The 16542-nt window shown below is 62.0% G+C and carries 18 protein-coding genes and 1 tRNA gene; 8 read left to right on the plus strand and 11 right to left on the minus strand.

What is annotated here, in order from left to right; translation table 11 throughout:
* Positions 1 to 135: 135 nt before the first annotated feature.
* Both FLO80_RS14390 and nth read right to left on the minus strand, forming a co-directional pair.
* Positions 136 to 1119, minus strand: coding sequence for an adenosine kinase (locus FLO80_RS14390; RefSeq protein WP_111364389.1), 984 nt, complete (start codon positions 1117 to 1119; stop codon positions 136 to 138).
* Positions 1116 to 1760 carry an endonuclease III gene (gene nth / locus FLO80_RS14395; protein ID WP_111364961.1) on the minus strand — a complete coding sequence of 215 codons (645 nt, stop codon included), beginning with the start codon at positions 1758 to 1760 and terminating at the stop codon, positions 1116 to 1118. Before nth ends, FLO80_RS14390 begins: the two co-directional genes overlap by 4 nt.
* 301 nt (positions 1761 to 2061) lie before the next feature.
* Here nth and FLO80_RS14400 point away from each other — a divergent pair, with 301 nt between their 5' ends.
* The 3 genes from FLO80_RS14400 to FLO80_RS14410 all read left to right on the plus strand — a co-directional run bounded on the left by FLO80_RS14400 (position 2062) and on the right by FLO80_RS14410 (position 4407).
* Positions 2062 to 2898: a methylated-DNA--[protein]-cysteine S-methyltransferase gene (locus FLO80_RS14400; RefSeq protein ID WP_111364387.1), complete on the plus strand. Its 837-nt coding sequence runs from the start codon at positions 2062 to 2064 to the stop codon at positions 2896 to 2898.
* Positions 2899 to 3035: 137 nt separating this feature from the next.
* The gene (locus FLO80_RS14405) at positions 3036 to 3707 is read left to right on the plus strand and encodes a YiaD family glycine zipper/OmpA-like lipoprotein (protein WP_111364385.1); all 672 of its coding nucleotides are present in this window, start codon (positions 3036 to 3038) and stop codon (positions 3705 to 3707) included.
* A 145-nt stretch (positions 3708 to 3852) separates the two neighbouring features.
* Positions 3853 to 4407 carry an NADPH-dependent FMN reductase gene (locus tag FLO80_RS14410; protein WP_111364383.1) on the plus strand — a complete coding sequence of 185 codons (555 nt, stop codon included), beginning with the start codon at positions 3853 to 3855 and terminating at the stop codon, positions 4405 to 4407.
* 74 nt (positions 4408 to 4481) lie between these two features.
* Here FLO80_RS14410 and FLO80_RS14415 read toward each other — a convergent pair whose 3' ends face one another.
* Positions 4482 to 5201 (minus strand): winged helix-turn-helix domain-containing protein, encoded by a 720-nt coding sequence (locus tag FLO80_RS14415; RefSeq protein ID WP_246156690.1) that lies wholly within the window; start codon positions 5199 to 5201, stop codon positions 4482 to 4484.
* 2 nt (positions 5202 to 5203) lie between these two features.
* Complete coding sequence (locus FLO80_RS14420) at positions 5204 to 5443, minus strand: hypothetical protein (RefSeq protein WP_111364956.1); 240 nt, start codon at positions 5441 to 5443, stop codon at positions 5204 to 5206.
* A gap of 176 nt (positions 5444 to 5619) precedes the next feature.
* Between FLO80_RS14420 and FLO80_RS14425 the strand changes: the two genes are divergently transcribed.
* The 5 genes from FLO80_RS14425 to FLO80_RS14445 all read left to right on the plus strand — a co-directional run bounded on the left by FLO80_RS14425 (position 5620) and on the right by FLO80_RS14445 (position 8894).
* Positions 5620 to 6093 (plus strand): hypothetical protein, encoded by a 474-nt coding sequence (locus FLO80_RS14425; RefSeq protein WP_111364381.1) that lies wholly within the window; start codon positions 5620 to 5622, stop codon positions 6091 to 6093.
* Positions 6094 to 6210: 117 nt separating this feature from the next.
* Positions 6211 to 6843, plus strand: coding sequence for a ribonuclease HII (gene rnhB / locus FLO80_RS14430; RefSeq protein WP_111364953.1), 633 nt, complete (start codon positions 6211 to 6213; stop codon positions 6841 to 6843).
* 90 nt (positions 6844 to 6933) lie between these two features.
* Positions 6934 to 8037: a site-specific DNA-methyltransferase gene (locus FLO80_RS14435; protein WP_111364379.1), complete on the plus strand. Its 1104-nt coding sequence runs from the start codon at positions 6934 to 6936 to the stop codon at positions 8035 to 8037.
* A 294-nt stretch (positions 8038 to 8331) separates the two neighbouring features.
* Positions 8332 to 8407: transfer RNA gene (locus FLO80_RS14440), tRNA-Thr, on the plus strand.
* A gap of 229 nt (positions 8408 to 8636) precedes the next feature.
* On the plus strand, positions 8637 to 8894 hold the full coding sequence (locus tag FLO80_RS14445; RefSeq protein ID WP_246156691.1) for a VPEID-CTERM sorting domain-containing protein: 258 nt from the start codon (positions 8637 to 8639) through the stop codon (positions 8892 to 8894).
* A 42-nt stretch (positions 8895 to 8936) separates the two neighbouring features.
* On the opposite strand, the gene xrtE is transcribed toward FLO80_RS14445, so the two are convergent.
* The 7 genes from xrtE to FLO80_RS14480 all read right to left on the minus strand — a co-directional run bounded on the left by xrtE (position 8937) and on the right by FLO80_RS14480 (position 16450).
* Entirely contained in the window at positions 8937 to 10532 is a 1596-nt protein-coding gene (gene xrtE, locus FLO80_RS14450; protein WP_111364375.1) for an exosortase E/protease, VPEID-CTERM system, read from the minus strand.
* Between the two features lie 128 nt (positions 10533 to 10660).
* Positions 10661 to 12043 carry a D-alanyl-D-alanine carboxypeptidase family protein gene (locus FLO80_RS14455; RefSeq protein WP_111364951.1) on the minus strand — a complete coding sequence of 461 codons (1383 nt, stop codon included), beginning with the start codon at positions 12041 to 12043 and terminating at the stop codon, positions 10661 to 10663.
* Between the two features lie 280 nt (positions 12044 to 12323).
* Positions 12324 to 13361 (minus strand): NADPH-dependent curcumin/dihydrocurcumin reductase, encoded by a 1038-nt coding sequence (curA, locus tag FLO80_RS14460; protein WP_111364373.1) that lies wholly within the window; start codon positions 13359 to 13361, stop codon positions 12324 to 12326.
* A 3-nt stretch (positions 13362 to 13364) separates the two neighbouring features.
* Complete coding sequence (locus FLO80_RS14465) at positions 13365 to 13775, minus strand: PaaI family thioesterase (RefSeq protein WP_111364371.1); 411 nt, start codon at positions 13773 to 13775, stop codon at positions 13365 to 13367.
* On the minus strand, positions 13775 to 14809 hold the full coding sequence (locus FLO80_RS14470; RefSeq protein ID WP_111364369.1) for a phosphotransferase: 1035 nt from the start codon (positions 14807 to 14809) through the stop codon (positions 13775 to 13777). The genes FLO80_RS14465 and FLO80_RS14470 overlap by 1 nt, the downstream gene beginning before the upstream one ends.
* Positions 14810 to 14820: 11 nt before the next feature.
* A complete protein-coding gene (locus FLO80_RS14475) occupies positions 14821 to 15486 on the minus strand; it encodes a histidine phosphatase family protein (RefSeq protein ID WP_111364367.1) in 666 nt (221 codons plus the stop codon).
* Positions 15479 to 16450 (minus strand): NAD(P)H-dependent flavin oxidoreductase, encoded by a 972-nt coding sequence (locus FLO80_RS14480; RefSeq protein ID WP_111364365.1) that lies wholly within the window; start codon positions 16448 to 16450, stop codon positions 15479 to 15481. Before FLO80_RS14480 ends, FLO80_RS14475 begins: the two co-directional genes overlap by 8 nt.
* Between the last annotated feature and the right edge of the window lie 92 nt (positions 16451 to 16542).

The following is a 16542-nucleotide window of genomic DNA, read 5'->3' on the forward strand; positions in this document are numbered from 1 at the left end:
ACCGGTCTCTAAAAGGGTTTCCGGCAAAAGGCAACAAAAATAGTAAGGAATTTGCCTCGCCCTCATGGCCGAGTTGGAAAGCCGTTTCGTGAAGGGGGGCAAGGCACAAAGCCTCACCCGGCGGGGCGGCGGACTTCAGACCAGCCCGGCCTCGCGAAACAACGCCATCACATCGCGTTCGGGCCGCGCACCATAATGCGAAATTACTTCCGCGGCGGCGATGCAACCCATGCGGCCCGAAACCTCGAGGCTCGCCCCCGTGGCCAGCCCATAAAGGAACCCTGCTGCGAACTGATCGCCCGCGCCGGTGGCGTCGACCGGCACGATCTCGTCCACCGGCACCACGGCCTCTTCTGCACCGCGCACCAGGACCACGTCTTGCCCCGAACGGGTGCAGACCACGAGGCCGGACTCGGCCGCCGCCTGTTCCAGCGCCGTGCTCAGGTCGGTCTGATAAAGTGCCTCCCATTCGTGCTCGTTGCCGATCACGTAATCCAGTTCCCTAACCAGCTTGCGGAAATCGTCACGGTGCCGATCCACGCAGAACGGGTCGGACAGCGCAATGCCCGCCTTGCCACCACCCGCCCGACAGGCCCGCGCCGCGGCCTCGAATGCTGCCTTGCCCTTGGGCTTGTCGTAAAGGTAGCCCTCGAGAAACAGGATTTCCGCGTTCCCCGCGACGCGCGCATCCACATCCTCGGGGCCCAGTTCGGCGGAGATCCCCAGATAGGTGTTCATCGACCGCTCGCCATCCGGGCTGACAAAGATCATGCTGCGCGAGGTCGGCAGTTCCCCGCCCTCGACCGGCGGGTTGACGAAATCGGTTCCATCCGCCTCCATCTCGCTTGCATAAAAACGACCCAGATCGTCATCATGCACCCGCCCGATGAACCCGGTCGCAAGGCCCAGCGCCCCCAACCCAGCGATTGTGTTGGCCACCGATCCGCCCGGCGCCTGCCAGCGGTTCTCCATCTGCTCATAGAGGAATTCGCCCCGGTCCTGCTCGACCAGTTGCATTACGCCCTTCTCGATCCCCATCCGCGACAGAAACCCTTCATCGCATTGCGAAATCACGTCGACAATCGCGTTGCCGATTCCAACCACCTTGTAGCTTGTCAAAAGTTCTTCTCCTCGAATTGGCACAGATCACGGATCAGGCAGGCGCCGCATTTGGGTTTTCGCGCAACACAGACATAACGCCCGTGCAGGATCAGCCAGTGATGCGCATGCTGCTGGAAATCAACCGGAATATTGTCCTCTATGGCACGCTCGACAGCCACCACATCCTTGCCGGGACAGATGCCGCTGCGGTTGCCGACGCGAAAGATGTGGGTATCCACCGCCTGTGCCGGATAATGCCACCACATGTTGAGCACGACATTCGCCGTCTTGCGCCCCACCCCCGGCAAGGCCTGAAGCGCGGCTCGGCTGTTGGGCACCTCGCCACCGTAATCCTCGGCAAGGATGCGCGCCATCTTCATGACGTTCTTCGCCTTGTTCCGGTAGAGCCCGATGGTCTTGATATGCTCGATCAGCCCTTCTTCACCCAGAGCCAGCATCTTTTCGGGCGTATCGGCAAGTTTGAACAGCTCCCGCGTCGCCTTGTTCACCCCCACATCCGTCGCCTGCGCCGACAACGCAACCGCCACCAGAAGCGTGTAGGCATTCACATGCTCCAACTCACCCTTGGGTTCGGGTTCAGCCGCGTGGAACCGGGTGAATATCTCGCGGATCATGTGATAATCGAGCTGCTTTGCCATGACAAAGCTATGCCCGCCCCCGCGCCCGAGGGCAAGGGTGTGCGAGGGGCGGCCAGTCCCTCGCACATATCCCGATGCGGTCGCCACCAACACATCCCCGGAAGACATATCGCGCAAGCCTCGACCGTTGTCCTTCTGTTGATTGCGGCCCGCAACGGGCCTCGCGGGCTTGCACCCGGGGCGGCTGCGGCGCGGTGACACCATCGGACGCACCGGATCATTCCACGTCAAATTCAGCAAAATCCGGGTCGCACGGGCGCGACCGGTCGCCTATTCTGGGCACGAAGCCAGAGGACAGCCCATGAACGCCGACCCACAGATGAACTATCACTACCATGTCATGCGCCGTGCGCTCGACCTGCTCGATGCAGCCGACGCACCCGTGTCCCTCGACGACCTGGCCGCCCGGATGCAGATGAGCCCCGCCCATTTCCAGCGGCTCTTTTCGCAATGGGTCGGCGTCAGCCCGAAACGCTATCAACAATATCTGCAACTGGGTCAGGCCAAGCGCATGCTGACCGAGAACATGACCACGCTGCAAGTCTCGCATTCGCTGGGCCTCTCCGGCTCGGGCCGGTTGCATGACCTCTTCATCCGCTGGGAGGCGATGAGCCCGGGTGAGTTCGCCCGCCGGGGCGAGGGTCTTACTGTCTTCTGGGGCTGGTTCGACAGCCCCTTCGGCCCCGCCCTCGTGATGGGCACCGAAAAGGGGATCTGCGGGCTGGCCCTCGCCGCCGAAACCGGACGGCAGGCAGCGATGGAAGACATGCGCGCCCGCTGGCCCAAGGCCCGCTTCACCGAAGACCCTACAATGCTCGAACCGCTCGTAGATGCAGCCTTTGCGCAGAAGGGCGAAACGCGGCTGCACATGATCGGCGCACCGTTCCAGATCAAGGTCTGGGAGGCGCTCTTGCAGATCCCCTCGGGCCAGGTGACCACCTATTCCGAGATTGCAGGCGCGATCGGCAACCCCAACGCCATGCGCGCCGTAGGAAATGCCGTGGGCCGCAATCCCGTCTCGTGGCTCATTCCCTGCCACCGCGCACTCAGGAAATCCGGCGCCCTGGGCGGGTATCACTGGGGTCTGCCAGTCAAGCGCGCGATGCTGGCCTGGGAAAGTGCCCGCGCCGAAGCGTGACCACCCGACATCCTCGAGGAATGCGCGATTTGCTGCCGGTTTCCCCGCGATCACCGCTTGGGTCGGGCTCGTCCCTGCCGTATATTGCGCCTGTTCACGCGGCAAAGCCGCACCACTATCACAACAAGGCAGAGCCCATGAAACGAGCAAACAAGATCATCCTCGCCCTTTCGGCCGCCGCACTGGCCACCACCACGGCCTGCACCGACCCGGCCTATGTCGGCACCGACGATCCCAATCGCAACACCAAACAGGGCGCTTTGATGGGGGCCGGCCTGGGCGCCGCTCTGGGCGCGATCGTCGCAGGCGATGGCAACCGCGGACGCGGCGCGATGACCGGCGCAGTGGCCGGGGCCGCGGCGGGCGTCATCGGTGGCTCGATCCTCGACCGTCAGGAACGCGATCTGCGCAATGCCACGGGCAACGACGTCGCGATCAACAACACCGGTGACCGCCTGATCGTGACCTTGCCACAGGACATCCTCTTTGCCACCGACAGCGCCACGCTGCGCCCAGACCTGGTGCGCGATCTGCGCGCCGTGGCGGCCAATCTCAACGCCTATCCCAATTCCACTGTGCAGGTGCTGGGCCATACTGACAGCACGGGTGACGCCGGGTACAACCAGAGCCTGTCCTTCCGGCGCGCGCAATCCGTTGCCTCGACGCTCATTTCCGAAGGCGTCAATGCGAACCGCATTCAATCCGTCGGACGTGGTGAGGATCAACCCATCGCCTCGAACCTCACGCCGGAAGGTCGGCAACAGAACAGGCGCGTCGAAATCGTGATTCTGCCCGACCCCGCAGCCTGAGCTGCGCTTTCTCTCCGATGACACCACAAAGCCCCGCCCCGGCGGGGCTTTGTATTGACGCACAGGGACCCTGCGAATCCGCAACCTTGCCCCGGATTCCGGCCTGGCCTATCCCGAGGCGAACTGAAACAAGCAGGGGTGTGACATGACCAAACCCGTTCTCCTTGGCATCTGCGGCGCATTGCGCGCGGGCTCGACCAACCGCAAACTTCTGAACGAGGCCGCGCGCCTGTTCGGCGAGGCCGAATTTTCGATCGCCGATCTGAACCTGCCCCTTTACGACGGCGACGCCGAGGATGCGAACGGCATTCCACAAGCGGTTCAAACCCTCTCTGATCAGATCGCCGCGGCCGATGCGGTGATCATCTCGACCCCGGAATACAACAAGGGACTGACCGGCGCGCTCAAGAACGCGCTCGACTGGGTCAGCCGCACCAAGGGCAGCCCGTGGAAAGGAAAACCCGTGGCGATCATGTCGGCAGCGGCAGGCCGCGCCGGAGGCGAACGCGCGCAGGTGATGCTCCGCGCCTGCCTCACCGCCTTCCGCCCGCGCCTTCTCCTCGGCCCCGAAGTCGCCCTGCACAATAGCGCCAACCAGTTCGACGAGAACGGCCGCCTGACCGGCGAACTTTACGAGAAGAACCTCCAGTCCCTCATGCAGGACCTGCGCGCCGAGATCTCCGACCGGGGAAACGGCTGATCACATCACGACCATGCCAACCGCACTCAAAAACCCTCCGAGGATTTTCGCCCGAATTCTTTCAAAGAATTCGGTCACAGCATCCGGATCACGTCCTTGTTGATGGCAAGGAAATAGCCCCGTCGCGCAACATTCTTGACCAACAACTCGCTGACCAGTTGATTGCCCAGCGTATCGCGCAAACGCTTGACCCGGGTCGCGCCCGCCGCCTCGTCGCAATCGGCGGCGTCGCGCCCCGAGATCATCGCCTCGATCTGGCTGCCGCTCAGAACATCGTCATCCATCCGCGCCTCGGCCAGAATGCTCAATGTCTCCATCGCCGCATCGGTCAACCTGAACCCGAGGTTATTGAGGTAGACCGTGTTCTCCGCACGCGAGATCAACAGGGAACTGACCTGAATCCCCGCCCGCTCGATCTGTGCCATGCGGCGGTTCATCACCACCAGCATGACCAGAAAGACCAGCGCCGCCACCAGTAGCGCCGTGGCAAAGACCAGCAGCACGAAAATCACCATCCGGTAAGAGGTCAGGGTCTCGGAAAACGCCGTACCCGAAAGGGCCAGGATTTCCAGCAGCTTGATTTCCGCACCCGACGTCAGCGCATCGTTTTCCACGAATATCCGCTCGACCCTGGCATTGAACGCATTCGCATCCGGCAGCGACAGGAACAGGAAAACCGCCGTCATGGTCAGAACCACCACGATGGCCACGACGCCGAATACCACCACTCGCTGCCCGGCGCGGCGCGACTCCAATGCCGTCACCGGCATGTCGCCTGTCTGCCCGTCCTGCATCCCTAGTCTTTCCTGACCGACAGCACCTTGAGAAGCGTCAGCCCCTCTTTGGCCAATTGCTGGCGCAAGCGGGCGGTCGCATCCGCGGTGCTGCAATCGCCGCCGACCTCGACCGTGTCGTGGAAAAGCTCAAGCGGATTGTCCCGCTTGGCCTTGTATTCGACGATACAGGCGGCCTGCGCCGCTGTCGCGCCCAGCACCAGCACAAGGGCCGGCAATGTGATACGTGTGATCTGTTTCATGCCACAGACGATGCGCGAGCTTTCGCCGTTATTCAATATCCCAAGGCCCCGTGCAGCCCTGTTATTTGATAACCGCGCACCGTTATTGCCTGTCCGACGCGATCTTTCCCATTCTCGGATCACCAACAACGCGAGCGTTTCTCGCTCTCGGGCCCCAAGAAGGAAAGGATCGCCCCATGTCACGCAAGTTCATCGCCACCATCGTTGCCGGTGCCATCGCCATCACCGGCTTCAGCGCCGCGCAGGCCGAGGCGGGCAATCGCGATCTCGTGCGCCTCCTCGCAGGGGCGACCGCCCTTGTCATCATCGGCAAGGCGATCAGCGACGATAACGACCGCCGTCACAAGCCAAAGGTCATCACCCGCGGCCACCGGCATCATGGCCATGTCCGCCGCCCCTATGACCGCGGGCAGGCCCGGATCGACAGCGCTTATGAACAAGCCCGTCAACAGGCCATTTATCGCGCCAAGCGCGAAGAAGCCCGGCGTCAGGAATACCTGCGGGAACAGCGTCGCGAAGCGCGGCGCGAAGAGCGTCGCCGCGAAACCCGGCGTGAAGCCCGGCGCAACGATCGCGACCACAGCCACAAATACAGCCACATCCGGCCCCGACCGCTGCCTGACCGCGTGCGCCGTTACGACAGCCGCTGAAACCGAGACCCCAGGGGGCGAGCAGACCCCGGTGCCAAGGCTATCCCAGGGGCACCGGGGACAACAGGACCGATGGCAGGGCTTGTCCCCGCCATCGGTTTCGTGCTTCCAAGACGCATGACAGCACCCGATTTCTCTTTTGAGCAGGCCGCCATGGCGCGTGGCTTTTCCCGTATCGCAGGCGTGGACGAGGTCGGGCGCGGTCCGCTGGCCGGGCCAGTCGTCGCCGCCGCTGTCGTGCTCGACCCCGAGCGCATCCCTCCGGGGTTGAACGATTCCAAGAAACTCACCGCCAAACGCCGCGCCGCGCTCAACGCCGCAATCCTGGCCTCGGCCGACGTCTCGCTCGGACAGGCCAGCGTCGAAGAGATCGACCGGCTCAACATCCTGCGTGCCGCCCACCTTGCGATGATCCGCGCCATCGAAGGGCTTTCCACGCCCCCCGATCACTGCCTGATCGACGGCAACCTGATCCCCCGCGACCTCACCCTTTCAGCCGAGCCCGTGGTCAAGGGCGATGCCCGTTCCCTGTCGATCGCGGCGGCCTCGATCGTGGCAAAAATCAGGCGCGATCATCTCATGCGGGATTTGGCGCAACACTTTCCCGGCTATGGCTGGGAGACCAACGCCGGATACCCATCGAAAAGCCACAGATTGGCGCTTCAAAATATCGGGATCACCCCACACCATAGACGATCCTTCAAACCGGTCCACAATATATTGTGGCAACAGAAAAATGTAAGTGACTGATTCAAAAAAGAAATTGACGGCGAATCGCCTCTGACTCATCTTTGGTGACAACCAAAGCGTGCGCCAATGCACCGGGGACAGAGGCAGAAAATGACGAAGACCAAGACAGACAAGAGCGTCACGGCGCTCCCGCTCAACACGATTCTCGACGGCGATTGCATCGAGGCGATGAACGCGTTGCCCGCGAATTCCATCGACCTTATTTTCGCCGACCCGCCTTATAACCTCCAGCTCCGGGGCGATTTGCACCGCCCCGACAATTCCCGCGTCGATGCGGTCGACGACCACTGGGACCAGTTCGACAGCTTCAAGGTGTATGACCAGTTCACCAGGGCCTGGCTCAAGGCCGCGCGCCGCCTCTTGAAACCCGACGGCGCGCTCTGGGTGATCGGCTCCTATCACAATGTCTTTCGCATGGGGGCCGAGCTTCAGAACCAGGGCTACTGGATTCTGAACGATGTCGTGTGGCGCAAATCGAACCCGATGCCCAATTTCCGCGGCAAACGCTTTACCAACGCCCATGAAACCCTGATCTGGGCCAGCAAGTCGGAAGGCGCGAAATACACGTTCAATTACGAGGCTTTGAAGGCGCTCAACGACGGGGTGCAGATGCGCTCCGACTGGGTCATCCCGATCTGCAATGGCGGCGAGCGGCTCAAGGACGAAAACGGCGACAAGGCCCATCCCACCCAGAAGCCCGAGGCGCTGTTGCATCGCATCCTTGTCGGCACCACCAACCCCGGTGACGTTGTGCTCGACCCGTTCTTCGGCACCGGCACGACCGGCGCCGTGGCCAAGATGCTGGGCCGCGATTTCATCGGCATCGAACGCGAAGAAAGCTATCGCAAGGTTGCTGAGAAACGCCTCTCCAGGATTCGCAAGTTCGACAAATCCGCGCTCGAGGTCACCGCCTCCAAACGGGCCGAACCCCGTGTGCCTTTCGGCCAGCTCGTCGAACGCGGTATGCTCCGCCCCGGAGAAGTGCTGACCTCAATGAACGGAAAGCAAGCCAAGGTCCGTGCCGATGGCACGCTGATCGGCGATGGCATCAAGGGCTCGATCCACCAGGTCGGCGCCCATCTCGAAGGCGCACCCTCCTGCAACGGCTGGACCTACTGGTGCATCCGCCGCGACGGCAAAAGCGTGCCCATCGACATCTTTCGCCAGCAGATACGCGCGGAAATGAACAACTGACGCAAAGACACACCGCCGGTGCCTGTGGCCTGACACATGGGACGTCAACTGCCCCGCCCCTCCAGAGGCGGGGCATTTTTCATGCATGGCCCCAATTTCAGGATCACAACCCGATCCGATTTCACCTTGCACGCCGAACGCCGAGCGGCTAAACGGTCGCTCGGCTTTGCCGCGGTCGCCAATCTGGTAGAACGAGTCATTCCTGTTTTGCGGTGTCCCGCTGGATTGACTTGCAAAACCAAGGAGTTCGCGGCGAGAGGGTAGAACAAGTAAGGCCATGATAAGGTCCGGTAAGCCGCTGTAGCTCAGCTGGTAGAGCACGTCATTCGTAATGATGGGGTCGGGGGTTCGAGTCCCTTCAGCGGCACCAGCCCTCCAGAAGCCTCGATCTTGCAACAAGACAGCCCGCACAGGGCCAGCGTAGAGAGCCCGCGCTCTATAGCGTGCGGCGCAAAACGGAACCGCCCACCTTCGAACGAGTCATGCACCGCAAGCACTGCCTCGGGGTACCCGATAGATGACATGTCGCCAGTCAGAATCCCCTGTATTTCAGGTTCAACTTGCTGTAGGTCTCACCTGTCAATTGGAATCTTCCAATGATGATACTGGGGATTGAAGTGAAACAAGGTATTCTGAATATCGGAACAAGTGTCGTGGTTACGCTTTTGCTGGCGGGTCCGACACTGGCGCAGTCTGCGCGCGGGATCGAAGCCTCGGGTGGACGAGCAGGTGGCGGCGACCATGGTGCTGCTCCCGTTGCCGTGCCGGAGATTGACGCTTCTACCGGGCTGTTGGCGCTTGCTGCCGTTTTCGCGGCGACGCTCTTTGTCTGGGAACGTCGGTGGCGCAGCGCCTGATCAGATCGCCAGGTGGCTCCTGAACCCGCCGCGGGGCGCGTATTATATCGACGTCAGGGTTCCGTTGATAAGCGCCCAACCGGCAACGACCGAATTTGCTGCCACATGCGCCAGAACCGCGTCGCCCAACCGGTCGCGCCGCATCATGACCAGCGCAAAGATGACACCCGCCACGAACGCTTCTATCCAGCGCCCGTGCAGCATCGCGAAAAATGCGCTTGATGCCACCACCGCGAAGAACCGCCCCGCGCGCCCCCCGAAATCAAGACGCCCAAGCAGGTAACCGCGAAAGAACAACTCTTCGACGACAGGCACGAGCAACATCGTGCCGATCAGGCGGCTTATGATCCAAAGCGCCAGAACGGTGGCGCCAAGACCATTGAGGACGGCCGCAAGTGAGGCGTCGGCCGCGGATGCGGGGGGCTGAAAGATGATCCACCCTGCCCCGACAAGTATTCCTGCGGCGATCGCTGCGGGATCGATCCCCGTCATCAGTCTCCAGTAATGTCGCCGGAAATAAACCAGCGACAGGAACATCACGAGCGCCGTCAGGGGATAGGCAAGATCGGGGTGGACCGAGATTGCAGAGGCCACGATTCCCGCCACCATCAACGCCACGAACGGTATGATCCGCGCAGCGAGCCAATCCTCGCGCAGCGGAATGCTCTGCGCCGCGGATGGGGCATGGCGATGTATCCAGGGCATGACCTGTGCCACGAACAACAGGAACACCGCGAGAAGGGTGAAAAAGAGCCACCCCGCATAGCTGTGAAATCCCTTTACCGCGATCTCCGGGGATATGTGCGCGCCGATCATCACCAGGATTGCGATGCGCACGACATTCAAAAGCCAACTCAACGTCAGACCCAGCGGCAACATGATCAACCAGAACCGGGTAAAGTGCAGATCCCGACGAAACAGGAACCCGTAAATCCCGATAAAGGCGGTCACCAATGCGATCCCCTCCAACCCGGAACATTGGCTGGAAATATAAACGCGAAAGGACTCGGTGCCGATGATATAGGTCGCGGGATCGGCATAAATGTCCGGCGCAAAGGCAAGCAACACGGCCACAACCGCGTCAAAGGTGAAATCCGTCAGCACCTGCCAGTTCCACAAGGGAAGCAGGCTGTTCGCAACGTCGGGAATGACAACAGCCACGAGAAGAACGGGGAGCGGCGCGAACCGTTCGGCCCGCAACCAGTCTCGCCACACCCCCAGCGGCGCCACGAGCGCAACACCGGTCGCCACGGCAAGAACAAGACCGCTCAGCCACGGGACAAGCGCAACGAAAAACTCGTCGGTCATATTGCGGGACCCGCCAACGACGAGCGGCAATAAAATCAGCCCGACACCGATCAGATGGATGCCCCAGACCCAACGCCCGGGGCCATTTCGCGCCACCCCGATCTGCGACAACCGTCTGAATGCCTCGGGACGCGCCCAGAAATAGACCCCGAGTGCCGCAAAGCTGACGATGCTGCGTGCGACGAGACTTCGCAAAAGCTCGCATCCGGTCTGTGCCCCGGTTGCATGACAATCGACAGTGGCGAAAAACTGATAGGCAACGGCGATACCGATGATTTCCGCCAGCAGAACCGCAGGGACCACGAGGATGCGGGTTCTGAACTGCGTCACGGTCGCCTATCCCAATTACGATATGTTACGCTTGATCGGTATCATGTTTCCCCAGTCTCCCCGCGACCGCGCTTGTAACACATAACGCGGTCGGGGTGGCCGGTGAACCCATTTCCGCGCGACGCGCCCTAACCGGGGCCGATCATGAAACAGTTGATGTTGCGCGCCTGAAGCCTGCGACAGGCGATTTCCGCCGACTCGCGGTTCATCCCCATGAAATTCGCGTCAAAGCCGGCGCTGCGCTTGACCACCTTGCGCAGTGTTCCGTCAAGCGTCTCCATCTCCTTGAGCGCGGTTTGCAGCAACACCTTTTCCGCCTGGTACTGGTTGGAATAGCGACCCAGGTTGATGCCCCAATGCCGCCCTCCCGCAGTCGAGACGCGGGTGACGATTTCGGGGTCGGGTTCCGGGTCTGTCGTGGTCGCGGAATCCGGCACGGCGCTGGCCAGAACCAGATCGTCAGGCCGGGCCTTGGGCGTCCTCGCGATCGCCGGAGGTGTGGTGTCCGCGGACGGCGTGGTCGAACCCTCGGCGACCTGGGTGGTTTGCGCTGCGCTCAGGGCCTCGGTGATGTCGTCTTTCACCGCCACGAGTATCGGATCGGGCTCGGTGCTGCCGGGTCGCATCACCGGACGCAGGCTTTTTTCGACCGCCGTCACAAGGCGAATGGTCTTGCCCGCCGCGCCGGGGGCGGAGTCGGGCGTGCCGGCATAGGCCGGGCGGGGCGGCTTGCGCGTCGGCGCGCGGGAGGGCGCCCTTTGAAAGCCGACATCGAGAAGTTCGGCCACCTTGGCATTGCGCGACGCCGTGGAGCGGCCACCGAACACCGTGGCAATGATGCGCTTGTTGCCGCGTTCGGCCGAAGCGACAAGGTTGAAACCAGCGGCGCGGGTATAGCCCGTCTTGATCCCGTCGGCGCCCTTGTAAGCGTCGAGAAAACGACGGTTGGTATTGGGCACTTCCTTGATCCCGGCATGGGTCGAGCGCCGCGAGAACAGGTTGTAATATTGTGGAAAATCGAAAAACAGTTGTCGGCCGAGCATGGTCATGTCGCGCGCGGTCGAAAGGTGCCCGTTCGCCGTCAGCCCGTGTGCATTCTTGAACGTGGTGCGCGTCAGGCCCATCGCCTTGGCGGTGCGGGTCATGCGGCGAGCAAACCGCGCCTCCGAGCCCGAGATCGCCTCTCCCATGGCCGTGGCGGCGTCATTGGCCGAACGGACCGCCGCGGCGCGAATGAGATAGCGCAGCTTGATCTTCTGTCCCGCCCTGAGCCCCAGTTTCGAGGGCGGTTCGGCCGCGGCATTCCTGGAAATCGTAACGACCGTATCGAGGCTGATTTCGCCACGCTGGATCGCATCGAACACCACGTAAAGCGTCATCATCTTGGTGAGTGAGGCCGGATGCAGCCTTGTATCGGCATTGCGTGAATGCAGTACCTCGCCACTGCGCGCGTCGATCACCATCGCCGCATAGGGCGCCGCCATGGCCGAAAGCGGCAGGATCACCAACATCCAGATGGCCGCAAATAGATAGAGTCCGGTCCTGCCCCGGTTTCCGCCACGCATCCGCATGGTTCTCGCCTTTCTGCCTCTCGCTCCGCCGGTTTGCCCAGCTGGAATTCATTCTGCAACCAGAGGTTAGCATAAGGTGAGTTAGGAATAAAGGTTGTATTCCAATCGGATAGGCGATTCCGATTACAACATTTAGGGGGCGGTAGCTGCCCGCCCCCCAAATGGTCGATTTTGGCCGGAATGTGGCGTTAATTGCGCAAAGCGCAACGCCGGGTGAGCATCAGGCAAGCTTGACGATCTGCTTGCCCATGTTGCGCCCTTCGAGAAGCCCCATGAAAGCGGCGGGCGCGTTCTCGATCCCTTCCGCGATGTCCTCAAGATAGGCGATATCGCCGCTGGCCACGAGCGGCGCGACCTCGTTGAGGAACTCACCGTAGCGGTCGAAATGGTTCGATATGATAAAGCCCTGAGCCAACAGGTGCTTGACCAGAAGCGTGCGCCAGAAGACCGGGAACCGGTCGGGCCCTGCGCCCGCGGTGCCGCCCAACGCGCCGGTGTTATAGCCCGCGATCATCCCGCAGACCGGGATTCGGCCAAAACGATTCATCAACGGCAGAACCGCTTCGAACACCTTGCCACCGACGTTCTCGAAATAGATGTCGATGCCATCCGGCGCGGCCTCGGCCAGCGCCTTGCGCAGGCTGCGCGCATCGTCATAGGCGCGGTGATCGAGCGCCGCGTCAAAGCCGAATTTCTCGGTCGCGAGGCGACATTTGTCGGCCCCGCCTGCAATCGCCACGGTGCGCAGCCCGCGCGCCTTGGCAATCTGGCCCACCATGCTGCCCACTGGCCCGGTGGCCGCCGCCACCACAAGAGTTTCGCCCTTCTTGGGCTTGCCAATCTCGGTCAGCCCATACCAGCCAGTGAAACCGGGCATGCCCAGCACACCCAGCGAGGTGGTGATCGGCAGCCCCTCGGGCAGTTTGCGCAACATCTTGGCCGGTTGTACGCCGTGCGTGGCCCAACCGAACATGCCAAAGGCCATGTCGCCCGGCTTGAAACCCGGGTCGTTCGAGGCGATCACCTCGCCTGCGCCGCCGCCTTCCATGATGCCGCCCAAGGGCACAGGCTCGGCATAGGATTTGGCGTCGTCCATCCGACCACGCATGTAAGGGTCGAGCGACATGTAATGCACACGCACGAGAACCTCGCCCTCGCTAGGTTCGGGCACGGGCCGCGTTTCAAGTTTGAAATCGCTGTCCTTGGGCGCACCCTCGGGGCGGGCGGCAAGGGTGATGCATTTCATTTCGTCAGCCATGGTTCATCCTTTCGTGCTGCCACGCAGGCGGAAAACGCCGGTGGCGGTTGCAATGATGGTTCCGGTTTCGTCACGAATTTCGCCCTCGGCAAAGACGGTCGACCGCCCGCCGCCGGTGCGTCGGCCTTCGGTAATCAGCAGCTTGCCCTTGGCGACGGCGTGATACTGAACATTGAGCGACAATGTCATCGCAAGCTGCCGGTCATCGGGATCGCCGGTAAAGCAGATCGCATAGCCCATCGCGGTATCGAGAAGCGTGGCATGCACACCGCCATGCGGAATGCCATAGCGATTGCCGAGATGTGCCAGCATGGGTTGTTCGAGACGGCAATAGCCATCCGACCAGTCGGTGATGGTGAAACCAACATGGGCCTGGAACGGGTAAGGCTCTTCCTTGAGCTTGGGATCGAGCATCAGACCGTCCTCGCCGCATCAAGCCCGGCCTGCGCAAAGTGTGGCACGAAACCACCCAGCTTGGCCGCGCGTTCCGGGTTCGATGCATTGCCGTCAAGCGCACGTTTGAGCACACCCTGAAGAATGCCACCCATGCGGAAGAAGGTGAAGGCTAGGTAGAAGCCAAAGCCGGGAATCCCGTCGATGCCCCGTCGGGCGCAATAGGCGGCGATGAACTCCTCGTCGCTCATCAACCCCTCGGCCACGCGGTCCACACCGGCCAGCCCACGACCTTCGCTGCCCGCCGGCATCTGCCATTGCATGATCACCGCGGCCAGGTCGGCATAGGGATGGCCGATGGTCGAAAGCTCCCAGTCGAGCACGGCCAGAACCCGTGGCTCGTCGGGATGAAACAGCATGTTGTCGATCCGGTAATCGCCATGCACCAGCGTCCGCTGCCCGTCATCCTCGGGAATATGGGCCTGAAGCCAGGCCGAAAGCTCTTCCATCTCAGGGATATGTTCGGTCTTGCTGGCCTCGTATTGCTGCGCCCAGCGATTGATCTGGCGTTCATAATAATTGCCCGGGGGGCCATAATCCGACAGGCCGACCGCGTCGATATCGGCCTCGTGGATGGTGGTGAGAACGCGGCACATCTCGTTCTGGATGGCACGGCGGTCCTCTTTCGCCACCTCCGGCAGGCGCGGATCGTCGAACCGGCGGCCCTCGACGCAATCCATCACGTAAAAGGCCGAGCCGATAACATCATCGTCTTCGCAAAGCAGGTGCATTTTCGCCACTGGAACATCCGTGCCGTAAAGCGCCTTTTGCACGCGAAACTCGCGATCAACCGCATGGGCGGATTTCAACAGAACCCCGGGCGGTTTGCGCCGCAACACGTAGGCACCACTGGGCGTGCTCAGCCGAAAGGTCGGATTCGACTGTCCGACCGAAAACTTGTGCAACTCGATCGGCCCCTGGAACCCAGGCAGGTTCTCGCTCAGGTATCGTTCGACGGCATCGACATCGAGTTGGGCGGCGGTGTTCGCGCTCATCCTTGGCCTCCCTAGCTGTAGGTCAAAAGCCGCTCTTGATTGGCGGCGTTGATATGGGGGGTTTCATTGAACCCGTGAAGATAGACCGACTTCGCAGAGTAGACGAAACGGTTGACGGCGCAATTCTTGATCTGCAGTTGCAGCTTGATCTGCTGGCCCGGCCCGCAATCGAGCTGCGCCGCGATCAGACGGGCAATCGGCCCGCCCGAGGACACGGCCAGCACCTGAGCATGATCCGGGTCCATCACGACCTTCCGCGCGGCCTCGACCCGGGCGGTGAAATCGGCCCAGCTTTCGGCCGCACCCGGGATACCGCCCTGCTCCCATTCCAGCACCGTATCGCGCAGGGTGCGAAAATGGCTCTTGCGTTCGGTATGCATGTTCTCCGGGCCGGGTTGCCCCGCGTATTTCGCATTGAGCAGGTCGGTGAAATCGAACTCGTTGAGGCCGGTGTGAATGCCCGGTTCGACCTCCATCTCAAGCCCTTGAAGAATCCCGTCGAGGGTTTCGCGATGGCGCACCATGTCGCCGATGAAAACCGCCGAGGGCCGGATGCCCTGCGCCTTGAGCGCGCGGCCCAACTCGCGCGATTGCTCGTGACCAAGCTCTGACAGCTTGTCATAATTCGCCGCACCAAAGGACGCTTGTGCATGTCGGACAAGAAAAAGCTCAGCCACCGCACAACTCCTGTCGCGCATCCGCGTACTCGACCGCCAGCCGGTCGACAAGTTGCGCCGCCGGAGTAATGCCCGTCACCGCGCCGATCCCTTGCCCCGCGCCCCAGATCTCTTTCCAGCTTTTGGGTTTCTCGCGGTCAGCGCCGAAATTCATCTTCGAGGGGTCCGAATCTTCGAGATTGTCAGGGTCCATCCCCGCCCGCGCGATCGAAGGTTTGAGGTAATTGCCATGCACCCCGGTGAAGAGGTTGGAATAAACAATATCCTCGGCGCCGCTCTCGACGATCATCTGCTTGTATTCGGGCTGCGCATTGGCCTCGTCCGTGGCGATGAAGGGCGAGCCGATATAGGCAAGGTCGGCCCCCATCGCCTGTGCGGCCAGAATGGATTTGCCATTGGCAATCGCCCCCGAAAGCGCCACCGGCCCGTCGAACCATTCGCGAATCTCGTTGACCAAAGCAAAGGGCGATTGCGCGCCCGCATGGCCACCCGCACCGGCGGCCACGGCGATCAGGCCGTCGGCCCCCTTCTCGATGGCCTTCTTGGCGAACCGGTTGTTGATGATGTCGTGCAGCGTGATCCCGCCACAGCTATGCGCGGCCTCGTTCACCTCGACTCGCGCACCCAGCGACGTGATCCAGATCGGCACTTTCCATTTCGCGCAAATTTCCAGATCGCGTTCCAGCCGCTCGTTCGAGCGATGAACGATCTGGTTCACCGCGAACGGGGCTGCCGGGGTGTCGGGATTGGCCTGGTTGTGCCGGTCAAGCTCTTCTGTGATCCGCTTGAGCCACGCTTCGAGCAGGATCGGCTCGCCCTCCTTCTCGCGCGCGTTGAGCGCGGGAAAGGCGCCCACAATCCCGGCCTTGCATTGCGCGATGACCAGATCGGGATTCGAGATGATGAAGAGCGGAGAGCCGATGACCGGAATCCGCAGATTTGCAAGTTGGGTCGGGAGAGTCACGGTTGGTTGTCCTTGATGAGGGCAGCGACCGGCCGCTTGTGAGCAAGAAGTGCCCGCCCGTGGGCGCGGTCGGGTGCTGCCCGGCGCTATCG

The sequence above is a fragment of the Aquicoccus porphyridii genome (assembly GCF_008369105.1).
Taxonomy (GTDB): domain Bacteria; phylum Pseudomonadota; class Alphaproteobacteria; order Rhodobacterales; family Rhodobacteraceae; genus Aquicoccus; species Aquicoccus porphyridii.

What these genes read in the sequence shown, in the direction of transcription:
- nth (WP_111364961.1), bottom strand. Translation starts at nt 1,760, where the DNA reads ATGGCAAAGCAGCTCGATTATCACATGATCCGCGAGATATTCACCCGG.
- FLO80_RS14400 (WP_111364387.1), top strand. Translation starts at nt 2,062, where the DNA reads ATGAACGCCGACCCACAGATGAACTATCACTACCATGTCATGCGCCGT.
- FLO80_RS14405 (WP_111364385.1), top strand. Translation starts at nt 3,036, where the DNA reads ATGAAACGAGCAAACAAGATCATCCTCGCCCTTTCGGCCGCCGCACTG.
- FLO80_RS14410 (WP_111364383.1), top strand. Translation starts at nt 3,853, where the DNA reads ATGACCAAACCCGTTCTCCTTGGCATCTGCGGCGCATTGCGCGCGGGC.
- FLO80_RS14415 (WP_246156690.1), bottom strand. Translation starts at nt 5,201, where the DNA reads ATGCAGGACGGGCAGACAGGCGACATGCCGGTGACGGCATTGGAGTCG.
- FLO80_RS14420 (WP_111364956.1), bottom strand. Translation starts at nt 5,443, where the DNA reads ATGAAACAGATCACACGTATCACATTGCCGGCCCTTGTGCTGGTGCTG.
- FLO80_RS14425 (WP_111364381.1), top strand. Translation starts at nt 5,620, where the DNA reads ATGTCACGCAAGTTCATCGCCACCATCGTTGCCGGTGCCATCGCCATC.
- rnhB (WP_111364953.1), top strand. Translation starts at nt 6,211, where the DNA reads ATGACAGCACCCGATTTCTCTTTTGAGCAGGCCGCCATGGCGCGTGGC.
- FLO80_RS14435 (WP_111364379.1), top strand. Translation starts at nt 6,934, where the DNA reads ATGACGAAGACCAAGACAGACAAGAGCGTCACGGCGCTCCCGCTCAAC.
- FLO80_RS14445 (WP_246156691.1), top strand. Translation starts at nt 8,637, where the DNA reads ATGATACTGGGGATTGAAGTGAAACAAGGTATTCTGAATATCGGAACA.
- FLO80_RS14455 (WP_111364951.1), bottom strand. Translation starts at nt 12,043, where the DNA reads ATGTTGGTGATCCTGCCGCTTTCGGCCATGGCGGCGCCCTATGCGGCG.
- curA (WP_111364373.1), bottom strand. Translation starts at nt 13,361, where the DNA reads ATGGCTGACGAAATGAAATGCATCACCCTTGCCGCCCGCCCCGAGGGT.
- FLO80_RS14465 (WP_111364371.1), bottom strand. Translation starts at nt 13,775, where the DNA reads ATGCTCGATCCCAAGCTCAAGGAAGAGCCTTACCCGTTCCAGGCCCAT.
- FLO80_RS14470 (WP_111364369.1), bottom strand. Translation starts at nt 14,809, where the DNA reads ATGAGCGCGAACACCGCCGCCCAACTCGATGTCGATGCCGTCGAACGA.